This is a genomic window from Streptomyces sp. NBC_01465 (genome assembly GCF_036227325.1).
Classification (GTDB): Bacteria; Actinomycetota; Actinomycetes; order Streptomycetales; family Streptomycetaceae; genus Streptomyces.
In genome coordinates this window covers 5,075,397-5,089,947 of record NZ_CP109467.1, presented here as the reverse complement: position 1 = coordinate 5,089,947, position 14,551 = coordinate 5,075,397, and the positions used below count along the sequence as shown (strand labels likewise).

The following is a 14,551-nucleotide window of genomic DNA, read 5'->3' as shown; positions in this document are numbered from 1 at the left end:
AACCCCTTCGGGAAAGGCCCAGCCATGGATTCGACGTCAGCACCGACGACAGCACCGGCAGCAGCCCCCGCCGCCCCGCGGGACCCGCGCCGCTGGCTCATCCTGATCGTGCTCTGCCTCAGCACCCTGGTCCTCGTCATCGACAACATGGTCCTGACGGTGTCGGTCCCCCCGATCGCCTCGGACCTGAAGGCGGACGCCCAGGACATCCAGTGGATCATCGAGTCGTACATGCTGGTCTTCGCCGGCTTCCTGCTCACCGCCGGCTCGATCTCGGACCGCTTCGGCCGCCGCCGCACGATGGTCATCGGCCTGGCGATCTTCGGCGCGGCCTCACTGCTCGCAGCCCTGGCCACCAGCCCGGCCGAACTGATCGCGGGCCGCGTGGCGATGGGAGTCGGCGGAGCGCTGATCATGCCGAGCACCCTGTCGATCCTGATCACGGTCTTCGACGACGAGGAGCGCCGGAAGGCGATCGCGGCCTGGAGCGCGGTGGCGATGGTCGGACTGGTCGGAGGCCCGGTCTTCGGCGGCGTACTCCTCAACCACTTCTGGTGGGGCGCGGTCTTCATCATCAACATCCCGATCGCGGTCGTGGCGATCGCCGCAGCACTGCTCCTGATGCCCGAGTCGAAGGGCCCCTGGACCAAGGCGGACCCGCTGGGCATGGCGCTGTCGATGGTCGGCATGACGGCGCTGGTCTACACGATCATCGAGTTCCCGACGAAGGGCCTGTCCACAGCCTCAACCCAACTCTCCCTGACAACAGCCCTGTTGACGCTCACAGCCTTCATCACCTGGGAACTCCGCACCGCGTCCCCCATGATCCCGCTGGCCCTCTTCCGCAACCGCGACTTCACCGGCGCGAGCTTCTCCCTGGTCCTCTTCACCTTCGCCAACGGCGGCCTGATGCTGGTCCTGACCCAGTACCTCCAGTACGTCCTCGGCTACTCCCCCACCAAGACCGCCCTGGCCTTCGCCCCCTTGGCCGTCGCGTCCCTCCTCTTCAACGGCCTGGGCGCCACCCTCGGCAACAAGCTCGGCAACCGCCCGATGACGGCGGCCGGCATGACGGTCATCGCCGCCGGCTTCGCAGCCCTGGCTCTCCTCCCCTCCGACGCGTCCTTCCTGATGCTCGCCGCCGTCATGGTGCTGATCGGCATGGGCGGCGGCCTGGCGATGCCCGCAGCAACGGCAGCCCTGATGGGCGCGGTCCCCGCCGAACACGCAGGAGTCGGCTCGGCCCTGAACGACACGGTGCAGCAGGCGGGAGCGGCGCTGGGGGTGGCGATCCTGGGAACGGTGCTCTCCTCGACCTTCACGAACTCCATGCCGGCCAACGCCCCCGAGCAGGCAAAGCAGTCGATCACCTCAGCCCTGACCGACCCTTCCGTCCGATCGGCGGCCCGAGAGGCCTTCACCACCGCGATGTCGACCACATTCCTGGCCTCGGCGGCAGCAGTCCTCGCAGCAGCAGCCCTCTCGCTCATCCTGATCCGCGACAAGAAGCCGGCACAGCCGGAGTCCCTGGAGACCCCCACCCCCGAACTGACGACAGCAGCCTGACCCCTTGGCCCCTCGGCCACGCACACAAAAGGCCCGCCGCGAGAGACGCGGCGGGCCTTCTGCCAGAACTTTGAACGTCAGCGCTGCGCGGCGCCGACCTTGGTGGCGGCGTCGGTGTTGTTGGTGGCCTTCACCTTGTCGGCGACCTTGCTGACCGCACCGACCAGGGCCTCGACCTTGAGGGTCTTCAGGGGGTTCTTCACCACGTTCTTCGACACGGTGCTGGAGTCCACCAGGTTCCCGTCGTCGGCAAGAGCCGGGCTGGCCATACCCAGAGCGAGAACCGTTCCGGCAACAGCAGCGGCGACCTTGGTGTACTTCATCAGGAGACCCTTTCGATTGCGGCGGCGGATGTGCCCGCCGCAGAATGAAACGCCCCAAACCCACCATTGGATACAGGTATCCACCCGTTCCGCCCAGTCATCGGATGATCGCGGCCGCACGCACCCGCTCCTCCTAGGCTGACCTCATGGGACTCCTCGACAAGCTGACCGGAACGAAGCGCCCCGCGGCCGGCGTCGCCCCGCGCTCCGCGACGGAGGTCCGCACGGCACTCCTCGGCCTGAACCGCCCCGACGTCCCGTACGTCATCCGGGACGGCCGCCCGGAGGGCGCGGACCTGGTGGCCGAATGGCGCATGCGGGAGCCGGCCTGGCAGATGTTCTTCTCCCGAACCCAGGTGAGCCGGGTGTTCCAGGTCCGTATGCGCCTGGCCCCGGAGAAGAACGAAGTCCGCTCCATCGACCAGGAGTACGAGGTCACCTGGGTCAACGGAATCGCCCAGCTCTCCATCTCGGCCGAGGTCAAACGCGGCCAGGTACGGACGGTCTCCACACGCTGGACGCCCGGCGGAGGCGAAGACGGCGGCCTCGCGCAGACATTCAACTTCGACAGCTCGGAACTGAAGAACCCGCTGCAGGAGACAGTCCTCGGTGAAGGCTGGACGTGGCGCGGAACAATCGGAGGCAAGCTGTGAAGGATCTCGGCTCGGCCGCCTGGCCACCCGCCCCCATCAGGACCGAACGTCTCGTACTCCGCGAGCCCGAGCCCCGGGACCGTGTGGCGTTCATTGAGCTGCTCTCCTCCCCGGAGGTGCACACCTACCTCGGCGGCCCCCGCCCGCGTGACGAGGTCGAGCGCGAGATGACGGACCGCCCGAGCACTGGCCCGGAAGCTTCGTCGTAGATCTCGACGGGACGATGATCGGCCAGATCCTGCTCAGAAGGGCAACAGGCCACAGTCGCCCAACTGCCGCAGGAAAAGCCGATCTCTGCTCGAACTCCTGGTCTTCGACCGGGAGATGAAGCCGAAAGTCCTGGAACGCACGGGCCTCCATCACCTCCTGGAGAACGAGTGCTGGGTGTTCGGCGAGGAGTACGCCCTTCATGCGAGCGACCGGAGCCTGACCGAGGTGCTCAAACAACACTGCGCCCTCCTCGGACGCTGCGTCCCCGACTGAGGGCCCGTAGTGCGGGAGGGCGGGCGTACGGGCCGGGTTGATCTGATGCTGTCCCGGGACGGCAGTCGGCATCGTCCCGACCGGGACGCCCAGCATCCCCGCGCAGACCGACACCGAGCCTACGGAGACGGCCGCCGGCGGAAGCCCGCGATAGTCGGCCACTCACCGCGGCCGTCAGGACAGCTCGACTCGGATCGAGCAGGGCCTTTCGCAAGGCCTTACTTCGAAGTGCCCCCAAGCGCCGTTGGAACACCGCAATGGTGCCGCTTCGCAGACTGCGCGGCAAAGTGCTGCAGGTCCTCCCGCTCGGCTTGGGTGAGGGGCTTCTTGTCGAAGCTCCGTTCACTCTTCGCCGTCGGAATTGCCTTATAGAGAGCACGCCCCAGCGCACCGCCGCACTTCGCCGTTGTCCACACGTAAGACCTGTACGACCCTGAATCCTTCAGAGAGAAATCGTTCGGATCCTCGCTATCCTCCTTCGGAACGAAGGGGCCGTACTGCGCAACGAACTTCAGTTTCCCTCCCAGTACGCAGCTCTCTACCGGCGACACTGCGGCAGGAACCTCCAGAACAAACGGAGCAGAATGCATTCCTGCACACACACCGGTCGCCTCACCCGCCGACACAACTTCAGAGTCATCATCGGCGCCGAGAACCGCATTTGAATCGCCAAACTCCGCATCGCAGCCAGTGCGTTCCGCTGCGCGGCGCGCGGCGCCCACCGCAACGCGCGCAAGCTTCTGAGGCGCAGAAACGACGCCGGGCTCATCGACGTCGACGGTGACAAGGATTCCCCCGCCCTGTCGGCTCGTCCAATTCTTGCAACCGACCAGCACCGACGATGCCAGGTTGTCTCTTCCGTTATCCAACAAGAGCCCATTCCACTCAGGCTTCAGAGCGGTAGGAATGATATTTGGATCATCCCAGCCGGTGTAGGCATTGTGCGCGTTGCGAGCCCCAGCCGATGTCTCGATGGAGATCTCAACTCCGTCCGCCCTGCATTGAGTAGACAGTCCTTCCGGCTCGACAACGTCACTAGATCCATAGAATCCAGAACTAGACGATTCGAACTCCACACCCACCAGCTCGATCCGCCGCCTGCCGATCAGGTCCAACATTGGGTCAACGGGAAGCATTCCATTGCATATCTTCCCCAACACGGCAGGTGGATACTGCGCCCGGAACCCGATCCAGCCACCCCACAGAACTGCGAGCGCGACACAAGATGCAACCGCACGCTTGAACCATCTCGTTTTGAGCACACTCTTGTCGAACTTCAGCGTCACTGCGACACCCTTTGAACGATCACCTTGACTCATCTCACTTGCCCGCGGGGTTGGCACCCAGATCTCTGGCGTAGTCGTTCAGATCACTCAATGCATTGGAATGACCACGGTCCAGTCCCCCGGAAACCGCTGTACCAATTTGCTCGGCATTCATTCCAGCATCGGCTCTCGAGTTCGCAAGGCGCGCCGCATCGCCGGTCACAGCCATGAAGGAATCCTTGTGCTGCTGAATGTTACCGCCGGCACTGTAGACAGCTTCTCCGTAGCGGTCCCGTTCAGTGCCAGCGACCATCGAGTCGATCACCTGCCCTGTGACACTTTCGGCCACGAGACCGGCAACAGTCCCACCCAACGGAGAGGTGATCGTGGCAGTCCCCGCACCGATGCCGATGCCGACACCAGCCTTTGCCCACTCGCCTGCGGATGCCAGACGCTCATTGAACACCGCGTCGCTCGCAACCCTCTCGTGGATAACTGCGTCCTGCCGCGCGCTCCCAATGATTCCCTCTACCTCTGCCGAAGTCGTACTGATCTTCTGCACCTTCTCGCCCGGCGAAAGGTCGTACGCATCTGGGTGCTGGAGGTGGTAATCGATAAGTGAGCTCGTGTACTGAGTCTGGCCGTAGTTGATGGCCGCATAACCGTCTGGGTCCTGCCCAACCGTGTACAGGAATCGCGTGGCGTCTCTTTCCGCATTCTCACCGATGGCGGCTCGCGCACTGTCACCCATCGGGTAGAGGTCATCGATCTTCTCTTCTTTATTGGCCAACGCATAGTTGATATCAGGCATGTACTCCGCCGACATCCGGCCAAGACTGTCCTTCATACCGTCGTGCGCAAGCTTCGGATCCTCAGAGACCGAGTGAATAATCTGTGACGTCAGATCCGCCTGCTCTTGGCTGTGCTTGGGCAGGGGGTTCGGGATCTCAGCATCGTAGGAATGCCCAGTCGTGGCGGACTCGATAGCATGCCCGAGATTGTTGTAGCCGGTGGGGTTCTTCGCGTCCCCCGTGTATCCGGCGCCCTCAGGCCAATGCCGGTCCTTCATCAGGTAGTCGAGGTGATCCACCTTCTCGCCGTCGAAGGTGGTGCTGGACGTCAGGAAGTCCGTCGATGCTTCTGGGTTGTGGCCCAGGGCGTCCATGAATCCGGCCATCGGGTCCAAGACGCCCATGTTGGTCGACCCGAGCGACCGGGTGCCACTACCAGACCAGTAGGCGTCTGGATTCTGGCCAACGTTGGCGCCGTTCTTCTCGGCGGTGATCAGCGCGTTGCCGTACTCCTGCAGAAATCCCTTGTCCCACTTGCCGTTGCTCATCAGGCTGCTGGCGACCTGATATCCGTTGAAACTCGACGAGTTGGAGTCCGTGGGGTTGGCGTTGAACTCCTTCGACCCCAACGCGAGCAGGTCCTTCTGGAACTTGGTGATACCCGCGTCGGGGTGTCCGTCGTCGGAACGGGTCGCAGTGCCGATGGTGGTGCCGAGGTCCCGCTGGAAGGTCTTCAGCTCGGACAGCTCGGTCTTGGAGAGCGTCGTCCCAGGAGGAGGGTTGAGGAGCTGGTTGTACTTCTCGAGGGTGCCTTCCGCTCCGACGCGGACAGCGAAGTCGTGTGAAAACTCGGGGTCGTTCTTGTTGGCCGCGAGCAGCTTGCGGAGCTGAGCGAACTCGGCGTCCGTCAGCCGCCCGTCCTTCTTCATGAGCGCAGAGGCCTGGTCGACCTCGACGTCATCCAGCGTGGTGTAACTCTTGGTGTTGAAGCCGTGGTTGTCCGCGCCATTGGCATCCTTGTTCAGCCCGGCGGCGCATGCCTCATCGGCGGCGGTGGCCTGCAGAAGGATGTTCTTGAGGCGACTGACCATGCTGTCCAGCCCGGCCTGGCGCTCCTCGGCAAGGCCGGGAGTGCCAGACGCGGTGGGGCTGTCCTGGCGCGGGTCGACATCCTCAACTCCCTTGTCGGAGAGCTGGTACTTCGTACGCCGCGCTTCATCGACGAGGTCGTGGAGCAGCTTCTGGTACTTGTCGAACTCGGTGTGGGCATCGGCGAGCAGCTGCGCGATCCTGCGAGCCTCACCGGCTGCGGCCTGGTACTCCTGCTTCGCCTTGCCCATGGTCGCGAAGGCGGCGGTGGCGGCCTCCCCCTCCCAGTCACCCTTGAGGATATTGATCACCTCGTTGATGAACTGGTCCTCCAGGCCTTGGTACTTGGCGGGCAGCGCCTTCCACGACTCAGCGGCGGCAGCGAGCTTGGACAGGTCGGCATCATTGAGATAGCTGTACGAGACCATGCGTAAATCAACCCTTGAGGAGTCGGCGGCAGATGCGCTGCGGGTCAGCCGAAGTCGCTGACGGTCTGGCGGTAGTACTCGCCCTGCTCCTGCTGCTCGCGGTCCGTGTAGTTCCCGCGGGTCTCATGAAGCTTCTCGCTGATGGACTGCAACATGGTCTTGAGGTTGATGACCTGATCGCCCCAGCGCACATCCATGGTGACCAGCCCTCCAGCAGTCACCCAGCCGCCGTCACCCATTGAGCCACCACCGTGCCGGTTGAGACCCGTGCTCGCCGCGAGGGTGTCGCTGTCGGCGGCGTTGTCGACGCTGTCGGTACTGCCGCGCAACTCAACCAAGTTGTTACTGGCCCGATTCAGCGTGACCGTATCGACTTTGGTGGTACCACTGCCGCCCTCTGCTTCGCGCATGGCGATGCCTCTCCCCGTTGAATGCACCGGCAGGTCCCACCGGCCACCATTGACGCGACCGCATCAATGGGCGCCTGTTCTACCACAACTTTCTGTGATGGCATAGGTCGTTCGAGTTACCGAACGAGAATTGCCGCACCCCTGCGCGAACCACTCCAATTCGCCATCACGGGAGAAACGACGCCCCTTTCGGGCAGCTTTCATCTTCATCAACCGTGATTCACCGGGTCGGAATCCCAAAGTCCTGAAGGGCGTCAGCCTTCGGTCCGCACGTCTTGATCGCACCTGAGCCCGCTGATTGGCTGGCTGTCATGACTGAGCTCAGCCCCGTCGCCTGGCCGCCCGCCCCCATCAGAACCGACAGGCTCGTGCTCCGCGAGGCTGAGGCCCGGGACCGTGCGGCATTCATCGAGCTGCTCGCCTCGCCAGAGGTGCACACCTTCCTCGGCGGCCCCCGCCCGCGTGACGAGATCGAGCGCAAGACGCCCGAGATACCCGAGCGGTGGCCAGGGAGTTTCGTCGTTGATCTCGACGGGTCGATGATCGGCCAGATCCTGCTCAGGAGAGCTCCGGAGCACAGTCGCCCGGCCGCCGCAGGAAAGGCGGACCTCGGCTACCTCTTCCTGCCACAGGCATGGGGATCCGGGTACGCCACCGAGGCATGCGCGGCAGCACTCGACTGGCTGGACAGCGCCCTTCCCAGCGAACCGGTCGTACTCACCACCCAGACCGCCAACACCGCCTCGATGCGCCTCGCCGCCAAACTGGGCTTCACCGAGGTGGAACGCTTCCAGGCTTGGGAGGCCGAACAGTGGCTCGGCCTGCGCCGCCCGGTCACGCGGTCCGATTGAGCCCGGACCCGGCGGACATGGGCAACCGTCCTGTCAGCGTCGGTACGGGTTGCCGCCGGGCGGCGGCTGGTTCGGCCGTGGGGCCGCATAGGGGCCGGCCTGTTGCTCGTACGGTTGGTCAGTCGCGGACGTCTGCCGCTGTTCAGGCGCCGACCGAACGGCATGCTGCTGCCCACCCTTCAGCACAAGCCATACCGGCAGCCCCTTGCCACCGTCGGTCGGCACGACTCCGTACTCCCCCGCGATCTCCAACGCCCGTGCAGCTCCCGGCTGCCGGAAGAAGCTGCGGTCGATCTCCAGGCGGCCGTCATCGTGACGCCACAGCGTCCCGCCGGTCCGCCATTCGAAGCCGCCCGCGACCTTCTTCCTTCCGTCGAACAGAGCCCGCAGCTCGTCCTCCAAACGCAGTAGATCCTTCGAACCGGACCTCCGCATCCGCTTCCGATCCAGCCACATCCGCCGCCGCCAGCGGAAACGACGTCCGGTGAACAACATGAGAGACGGCCCGTCGGCCTCAGCGGACACGAAACAGAGCGCCCACCATGCCGCGAACACCACGAGGGACGGGATCAAGAGGATCAGCCACACCGGCGGAAACCAGATCCATTGCAGCACATAGCGGACGCGCAACCACGCGGTCGACTTCGCGGGACCGGGCAGCGGGAGAGGCTGGGCGAGTGAAGGAGCGGGTGTTGTCATCCGGGCAGTCCTGCCTTGTTCCGCATCCGAAGGGGCTGATGGCGTCGCCGATCCGGCCTGCGGTCTCGCGCGCCTTCGAGGCTCATCGGCTCTGTCCTGCCTGTTTCTTCCTTACGCGAGCCGCTCCGGGCATCTCAGCCGCAACCACGTAGGCAAATCCTTCTCCGCACCAGGTGCAAGCACCCAGCCGAACTCGCTCCCCGCAATGTCCAGAGCCCTCCCCGCTCCGATGAGACGGAAGAAGCTGTCATCTGCATCCAGACGGTGCACTCCCCCGGAGCACGGCAGCGGCGCGGGAGCCCCGGGCCGTGGCGGCACGCAGTTGAGGCTCCGGTCCGTCAGCAACTGGCGCCACTCACGCTCCTGTTCGCGCGGATCAGCGATCCGGTCGAGCCGCAGCCGCTCCCGGTCCACCCAGAGCCTCCGCCGCCAACGCGCCTTCGATCCCGGCGTCGCACTCGAACTGGCGATGTCGACCTCAAGGAGCGTCAACAGAATGATCGGAATACGTACCAACAGCCAGACGGGCGGCCCCCATACCCACTGCACGCAGTAACGCGCCCAGAAGCGGAGAGACGACTTGGGCCGCCGAGGACTCCAGGCCCGAGAATGCGTCGTCGCCAAAGAGGTCATCCGAACTCCCCAAGGCCGCGTTGGACAAGTCCCTTGTACTTCTCGTACTTGCCGTGCACCTCGTCGGACACTGCAGTCTCGGCGGACTCCACGAACTTGTATCCGCGATAGGCAGCTTCCGGGGCGCGCGAGACCCAAGACGTGGGATCAATGAATGTCTTGCCGTTCTCTCCCAGCTTCACTGCATCCTTCAGAGCTGGAATCCTACCCAGGGGCGTGTTGTCGATGATCTTCGGCATCGCGTGCTCATCCAGCCACTTCACGGGACTGGTCAGCGGCCTCTCGTACCGCGCGGCATCGCCGAAGACGCGATGCGAAGCCATGGCGAATCGGTCCGCGAAGGACTCGGATGTAATGCGGTACACAGCTTTCCCCTCCCCGAACACACCCAGAATCTTCTTCGGCTCCAGGAAGACCTCGGCCTTCTTCGCCATCCCGGCGATCTCCCCGACGCGATCAACCGCCTTGAATGCGTCCGCAGAGATGTCAACACCCTTGATCGCGCCGGCTGCCACCTTGCCGACCTTGAGAAGGTCACCAAATGGCACGAATCCCGCAACATCGAGGGCGATATCCGTCATCGAGGCATTCTTGGCGCCTGCTGCGTAACCAGCCACGTGGAAGGCCAGTGCTCCGGTATTCAACACTCGGCCCGCGATCTCGAAGACGGCGGCGCCGATGACGGTTTCGGAGAAGACAATGGCCAGAACGTCGCAAGCCGCCGCAGCCATGCCCAGCCAGTCGCCGATCTTGTAGAGGTCGTCCGCATGCTCCTTGGCCCACTTGGCGACGGACTCTCCCAGTTCCTTCAACTTGTCGCCGAGCGAACCGACCGCATCCATGAACCGATCGAAGAGCCCTGGCTCATCGGGGGCTCCCTCTGCCGCCCGACGGATCGCCTCGGCTACGAGGCGTGCCGCATCCGCGTGGTGCTGGAGCAGCTCCTGCGCCTTCTCCAGGATGTGGTTGAGCGCCTCCTGCGCGTCATTGATTCGCTTCGACGCGTAGTCGATACGGTCCTGCGCATTCTGCAAAGCCTCGGCCGTGTCGAAGGTCTGGCCCACGAGGTTCAGGTCCGGATTGCTCTTGGCCTGCTCCAGTACGCGGCGGGCTTCCTCGGCTTCGGCCTCGTAGCGGGCGGCGACCGCCTGGAAGTCGGTCAGCGCAGAATTCCACTTGTGGAGTGCCGCTGCCGCGTCCAGCAGTGAACTGTGGCCCTCTTCAAGGTACTTGGGCAGCTCGCCGAGCTTCTTCGAGAATCCAGCGGCCGCCTCACCCTCCCAGATCCCACCGCCCGTGCCGAGACCGGTGAGGGTGCCGTGGGTGGAGTTGAGCTGGTTGCCAACCCGGCTCAGGGTGGCTGCGAGCCGCTCGACCGACTCCGGGGTTCCTGGTGCCGGGTCGAAGCCGAGCGCGTCGTACACCTGCGTGGTCATCCGTACGTCCTCCGTGGCTCTGGCGCGCTCAGTCGAAATCGGAGACGGCGGACCGGGTGGCCGGAACCGCAGCGGCGGTCTCCTCGGCCGGCTCGGGGTTGCCGAAGGTGATGGTGTCGGCGATGTCGGCCAGGACCGCCTGATAGAGGTGCAGGTCCTGGACGTCCGAGGTGCTCAGGCAGACAAGCAGCAGCCGGTTCTCGGCGGGAAAGGGAATCCAGACCTCGATGCGTACGAGGAAGCGCTCTTGCTCCCCGTCCTCCCGCTCCCACACGGCGCGCTGCCCGGCAACGTGCACAACGGCCGGGCCCACGGGGAGCGACACGAGCTGCGACTCACCACCGTCACTACCGTGAGCCAGCGTCTCCGCGATACCGGCGGCGGTGACTTCAGGATCCGGATTGTCGAGTTCTCGTACGCTCACCAGCAACGTGCAGCGGCTGATCCGCGCGGGAGCATCCTCGTCAGCACTCCCCGCGATGGGAAAGACGCCCATGGCCTGGTAGATCGCACCGCTGGCGGCGAGTTGCTCCGAGTTGGCGGCCTGCATGGCCGCGAACATGCGGCGAAGCGGCTCCCAGTCCTCGCGGTCGCCCCAGTAGTCGCGCGAGAACTCGCGCAGCTGCTCGTCGAGGGTCTCCTCGTCGACGCCCACGCCGAGCGGGACCTCGTGGAACTCTGACTGAGCCTGAAAACTGACGGTGGCGGGCTCGACTTCCGCGTCGGACTCCACCGCGAACTCGCTTTCGGGTGTGGTCACTTACTTCCGCCCTTGAAGTTCGCGGCCACCTGCTCCTCAAGCGCCGAGTAGATCTTGTGCGTCTCGGCCAGCCCGTCGGTGATACCGCCGGTCGCGTCGGCGATCTTCCCGATGCCGTATCCCCAGGAGTCCTGGAAATCATCACAGGCCTTGTCGAGCTCGCCGAATCCGGACCCCTTGGGGCCGAAGTCCTTGAGGAGCTTCATGGCGGAGCGCATGTCGTCGGCGCACTCACTCAACTCGCGGGTCAGCCTGCTGAGAGCTTCCAGCTCCACCTTGTAGAAGCCGGTCATCGCGTCACTCCTCCCCCGTCTCTCTGTTCACACGCGGCCCACGACACTATCGGTTCCATCTGTGAAGCGGTGAGGCCGCCTCCCGTTGATAAACCCCGCACCTCTACCCTGATTCAGCACCTTGCGCCGGCAAAACGGGGCCCCTCCGGTTGATCTCATGGGTCTCTTCGACAAACTGAGCGGAACCAAGCGCCCGCCGACGGTGTCGCCCCGCGCTTCGCGACCAGGGCCCAGCGGGGCCAGGTGCGCGCGGCCTCCAGGCTCTGGACGCCCGGCGAAAGCGAAGACGGCGGTCCCGGACTGACGGAGACGTTCAACTTCCTCACCCTCACCTCACCGACGAGGACCGACCCCACGCTCCAAGCCGACCAGTACGGGCCACAACCCAGCCGGTACGCCAGACGCTTCGTGCCCGCCCCCGCTCACCGATCGGTAGCCTTCGGATGTGCCATGCCCGCGTAGGTGATCCAGCAGGTATCGCGGGCGGTGTCCGCGAGGTACCAGACCCGGCCACTGCCAGTCACCTCGATCTGCCATTGCTCACAGATCTGACCTCGATAACTCCCGTGCGCCAGCGACCCTTTGAGGCGGTGCTGCCTGGGGGTCTCTGTCTCTGGACAAGGGTCGGTACGCATGACCACCCATGCCCTGTAGGTGTTCCCTTCGGCCTGCTGGGCGAGGCCCTCCCACCCCTTCGCGGCGGCCGCATCGGCATACCGGACCTCCCATTGCCCCTCCGGTGCCGGAGGGGCGACCCGGTCGCCGCGCCCCGCGCTCATCGAGCTCTTCCCGGCATCGGCACCGGCCCGTAATCCTCGTCATGCTCACGGGTCAGGGCAGCCAGAAGTTCCGGATCGGAGTGGACCTCCGCCGTGTGCTGCCAGGCGACAAGCAGTTGTGCAACAGACGCGCTGTTGGCGATCGACTCAGCGGCCCGCATGGTGTCGACCAGTTCAACGGCAAAGGCGTGGACGTCCGGAGCGGGGAGAAAATGAACCCATGGAAACGCGTCCGGCAATATGTCGAGCAGCAGCTCCATACTTCCGGGTTCGCGGCGGGCCATCGCGGCGAGCATGTGAGTGGCGGCAGATACTACGGCCTGGTCCTGCTCTGCACGCGCGGCGGTAGTGAGGACAAGATCCTCGCCGTCCCTGCGGTGAAGAAGTAGCCGCGACGACTCCTTCAGCCTGGCCAGGGTCTGCTTGTTCTTGTTGACCAGTTCGGAGAAGTTCACCGATGCGGGTTCAGCGCTCATGACTTTGAAACTACTTCGAAACCCAGGCGCGCACCATCACCCATCCGAATGAACTCAGCCCTCGGAGGAGCGGCAGGCAGAGGAGCAAGAGCGGCGCCAAAGGCCCACTGGGACGCCGTACGTACCCGGTTCTCCGCGTGCCCCTCAATCACCGCGGGCCCAACGGTTCTCCACTTGCGGTGGGCCCGCGTTCCGCCTACTGCTGGTAGGGGTTTCCACCGCCGGGCGGGGGCTGGTTCGGCGGGCCGGCGGGGGGTGCGGGCTGCTGCTGGTGCGGGTTCTGGTTGTAGATCGGGGTGCCGTACGCCTGCGGGAGCTGATTCGGCTGCGGGGCGTACGTCCCGTATCCCGGCGGGGGGTTGGCGGGTCCGCCGCGTCGCTTTTTGCGGGCGACGAGGAGGACGATGCCGCCTGCCACCAGGAGGACCACGAGGGCACCTACTACGACACCGATGATCGTGGAACTGCTGCCGCTGTCGTCCGACTTACCTGAGGAAGAGGGGGCCGGGCTACTGTCCGTCTTACCCGTTCCCGTACCGGTCCCGCTACTGGCGGAGTCGGAGGTGGGCATGGTGAGGGGGCCGTTCTTGGGGCCCGCCGGAATGTCCTGCTTGAGCGCGGCGAGGGGCTGGATGTAGCCGTAGCCGTACTTCTGGTCAGGGAGCTTGCTTCCCTTGGCGTCGTCGGGGAGCCCGGCCGTCTTGGTGAGACGGTTGACGATCTGGCCTGCGGTGAGGTCGGGGAACTTCTCGCGGAGGAGGGCGCAGGCTGCGGAGACGTAGGCGGTAGAGGCCGAGGTACCTTCTCCAATGTTGTACTGGGAGTTGGCGGTCGCGCCCCCAGTCGAGACGATACCGACACCGGGGGCGGTCAACAGCGTCTTCGGCCCGTAGTTGGACTTTGCCCAGATCTCACCGGATGACTTCACCGCGCCCACCGCTACCGCGCCTGGATAGCTAGCCGGGTAGAGAGGACGGTCGCCCCCTGTGCCGTCGTTCCCAGTTCCGGCGACGACCACGACGTTCTTCTTGAAGGCGTAGGCAACAGCCTCTTCCCCCGCCTGAGACGAGGGGGATGTGATCTGAGAGATATTGATGATCGATGCGCCATGGTCCACTGCATACCGAATCGACTTGGCGAAGGGTTCGTCCCCTTCGCCCGTGTCCCGGATTGAGAGGATCTTCGCGTCCGGCGCCAAGCCCTTCACCCCGTCGGCACCATTGGCGCCGTGCCCGTGACCGGCAATGATGCCTGCCATCGATGTCCCGTGTTCGTCTCCGGCCGGCGAAGGATCATCATCGCCGTCGACGAAGTCATGCCCCTTGAGGACGTTCCCCCTGAGATCAGGGTGCGACGCATCCACACCAGTGTCGATCACTGCAACGGTGATGCCCTTACCCGTTGCGATCTGCCAGACCTTGCTGACGCCGAACGCTTCCAGCGGCCACTGGTCTTTTCTGGTCTGGTCTGCCGAAGCGGTAGTCGCCGAAGAGAAGAGCAGCACCCCCGCTGCCGCCGCACTGCCCATCATGCGCAGCGTCTGCTTGAGCGCCATGCCCTGTTCCCTTTCATCCCGCTTGACGGGGCTCGCGACATAAATCCGCGAGCCCCCACTC

14 protein-coding genes and 1 pseudogene are annotated in these 14,551 nt (G+C 64.8%); 5 read left to right on the top strand and 10 right to left on the bottom strand.

Annotation, left to right across the window (positions count from 1 at the left end; all coding sequences use genetic code 11):
* The first annotated feature begins 24 nt into the window (after window positions 1-24).
* The gene (locus tag OG707_RS24150) at window positions 25-1,566 is read left to right on the top strand and encodes an MFS transporter (RefSeq protein WP_329121660.1); all 1,542 of its coding nucleotides are present in this window, start codon (window positions 25-27) and stop codon (window positions 1,564-1,566) included.
* A gap of 77 nt (window positions 1,567-1,643) precedes the next feature.
* On the opposite strand, the gene OG707_RS24145 is transcribed toward OG707_RS24150, so the two are convergent.
* Window positions 1,644-1,889: a hypothetical protein gene (locus OG707_RS24145; RefSeq protein ID WP_329121658.1), complete on the bottom strand. Its 246-nt coding sequence runs from the start codon at window positions 1,887-1,889 to the stop codon at window positions 1,644-1,646.
* A 146-nt stretch (window positions 1,890-2,035) separates the two neighbouring features.
* Between OG707_RS24145 and OG707_RS24140 the strand changes: the two genes are divergently transcribed.
* The 3 genes and pseudogenes from OG707_RS24140 (at window position 2,036) to OG707_RS24130 (ending at window position 3,025) form a co-directional block, all read left to right on the top strand.
* Window positions 2,036-2,542 (top strand): hypothetical protein, encoded by a 507-nt coding sequence (locus OG707_RS24140; protein WP_329121656.1) that lies wholly within the window; start codon window positions 2,036-2,038, stop codon window positions 2,540-2,542.
* A pseudogene (locus OG707_RS24135) lies at window positions 2,539-2,837 on the top strand (GNAT family N-acetyltransferase); the annotation flags it as partial. The gene OG707_RS24140 and the pseudogene OG707_RS24135, both read left to right, overlap by 4 nt.
* 29 nt (window positions 2,838-2,866) lie before the next feature.
* Complete coding sequence (locus OG707_RS24130) at window positions 2,867-3,025, top strand: hypothetical protein (RefSeq protein ID WP_329121654.1); 159 nt, start codon at window positions 2,867-2,869, stop codon at window positions 3,023-3,025.
* A gap of 218 nt (window positions 3,026-3,243) precedes the next feature.
* On the opposite strand, the gene OG707_RS24125 is transcribed toward OG707_RS24130, so the two are convergent.
* From OG707_RS24125 to OG707_RS24115, 3 genes are read right to left on the bottom strand one after another with little or no spacing between them, the layout of a single operon-like run.
* Window positions 3,244-4,311 (bottom strand): hypothetical protein, encoded by a 1,068-nt coding sequence (locus tag OG707_RS24125; protein ID WP_329121653.1) that lies wholly within the window; start codon window positions 4,309-4,311, stop codon window positions 3,244-3,246.
* A gap of 34 nt (window positions 4,312-4,345) precedes the next feature.
* Entirely contained in the window at window positions 4,346-6,598 is a 2,253-nt protein-coding gene (locus OG707_RS24120) for a DUF6571 family protein (protein WP_329121652.1), read from the bottom strand.
* Between the two features lie 44 nt (window positions 6,599-6,642).
* Window positions 6,643-7,008, bottom strand: coding sequence for a hypothetical protein (locus OG707_RS24115; RefSeq protein ID WP_329121651.1), 366 nt, complete (start codon window positions 7,006-7,008; stop codon window positions 6,643-6,645).
* A 311-nt stretch (window positions 7,009-7,319) separates the two neighbouring features.
* Between OG707_RS24115 and OG707_RS24110 the strand changes: the two genes are divergently transcribed.
* Window positions 7,320-7,859, top strand: coding sequence for a GNAT family N-acetyltransferase (locus tag OG707_RS24110; RefSeq protein ID WP_329121649.1), 540 nt, complete (start codon window positions 7,320-7,322; stop codon window positions 7,857-7,859).
* Window positions 7,860-7,892: 33 nt separating this feature from the next.
* On the opposite strand, the gene OG707_RS24105 is transcribed toward OG707_RS24110, so the two are convergent.
* From OG707_RS24105 to mycP, 6 genes are all read right to left on the bottom strand, one after another.
* Entirely contained in the window at window positions 7,893-8,558 is a 666-nt protein-coding gene (locus OG707_RS24105) for a hypothetical protein (protein ID WP_329121647.1), read from the bottom strand.
* Window positions 8,559-9,187: 629 nt separating this feature from the next.
* Entirely contained in the window at window positions 9,188-10,627 is a 1,440-nt protein-coding gene (locus OG707_RS24100) for a putative T7SS-secreted protein (protein WP_329121645.1), read from the bottom strand.
* A 28-nt stretch (window positions 10,628-10,655) separates the two neighbouring features.
* Window positions 10,656-11,387 (bottom strand): hypothetical protein, encoded by a 732-nt coding sequence (locus OG707_RS24095; RefSeq protein ID WP_329121643.1) that lies wholly within the window; start codon window positions 11,385-11,387, stop codon window positions 10,656-10,658.
* Entirely contained in the window at window positions 11,384-11,680 is a 297-nt protein-coding gene (locus tag OG707_RS24090; RefSeq protein WP_329121641.1) for a hypothetical protein, read from the bottom strand. The genes OG707_RS24095 and OG707_RS24090 overlap by 4 nt, the downstream gene beginning before the upstream one ends.
* A 775-nt stretch (window positions 11,681-12,455) precedes the next feature.
* Window positions 12,456-12,935 carry a hypothetical protein gene (locus OG707_RS24085; RefSeq protein ID WP_329121639.1) on the bottom strand — a complete coding sequence of 160 codons (480 nt, stop codon included), beginning with the start codon at window positions 12,933-12,935 and terminating at the stop codon, window positions 12,456-12,458.
* Between the two features lie 196 nt (window positions 12,936-13,131).
* Window positions 13,132-14,490 carry a type VII secretion-associated serine protease mycosin gene (gene mycP / locus OG707_RS24080; RefSeq protein WP_329121637.1) on the bottom strand — a complete coding sequence of 453 codons (1,359 nt, stop codon included), beginning with the start codon at window positions 14,488-14,490 and terminating at the stop codon, window positions 13,132-13,134.
* Between the last annotated feature and the right edge of the window lie 61 nt (window positions 14,491-14,551).

Bases quoted from the DNA above. Each gene is read 5' to 3' on its own strand.
- OG707_RS24105 (WP_329121647.1), bottom strand. From the start codon at position 8,558: ATGACAACACCCGCTCCTTCACTCGCCCAGCCTCTCCCGCTGCCCGGT.
- mycP (WP_329121637.1), bottom strand. From the start codon at position 14,490: ATGGCGCTCAAGCAGACGCTGCGCATGATGGGCAGTGCGGCGGCAGCG.
- OG707_RS24090 (WP_329121641.1), bottom strand. From the start codon at position 11,680: ATGACCGGCTTCTACAAGGTGGAGCTGGAAGCTCTCAGCAGGCTGACC.
- OG707_RS24145 (WP_329121658.1), bottom strand. From the start codon at position 1,889: ATGAAGTACACCAAGGTCGCCGCTGCTGTTGCCGGAACGGTTCTCGCT.
- OG707_RS24120 (WP_329121652.1), bottom strand. From the start codon at position 6,598: ATGGTCTCGTACAGCTATCTCAATGATGCCGACCTGTCCAAGCTCGCT.
- OG707_RS24115 (WP_329121651.1), bottom strand. From the start codon at position 7,008: ATGCGCGAAGCAGAGGGCGGCAGTGGTACCACCAAAGTCGATACGGTC.
- OG707_RS24150 (WP_329121660.1), top strand. From the start codon at position 25: ATGGATTCGACGTCAGCACCGACGACAGCACCGGCAGCAGCCCCCGCC.
- OG707_RS24085 (WP_329121639.1), bottom strand. From the start codon at position 12,935: ATGAGCGCTGAACCCGCATCGGTGAACTTCTCCGAACTGGTCAACAAG.
- OG707_RS24140 (WP_329121656.1), top strand. From the start codon at position 2,036: ATGGGACTCCTCGACAAGCTGACCGGAACGAAGCGCCCCGCGGCCGGC.
- OG707_RS24130 (WP_329121654.1), top strand. From the start codon at position 2,867: ATGAAGCCGAAAGTCCTGGAACGCACGGGCCTCCATCACCTCCTGGAG.
- OG707_RS24100 (WP_329121645.1), bottom strand. From the start codon at position 10,627: ATGACCACGCAGGTGTACGACGCGCTCGGCTTCGACCCGGCACCAGGA.
- OG707_RS24110 (WP_329121649.1), top strand. From the start codon at position 7,320: ATGACTGAGCTCAGCCCCGTCGCCTGGCCGCCCGCCCCCATCAGAACC.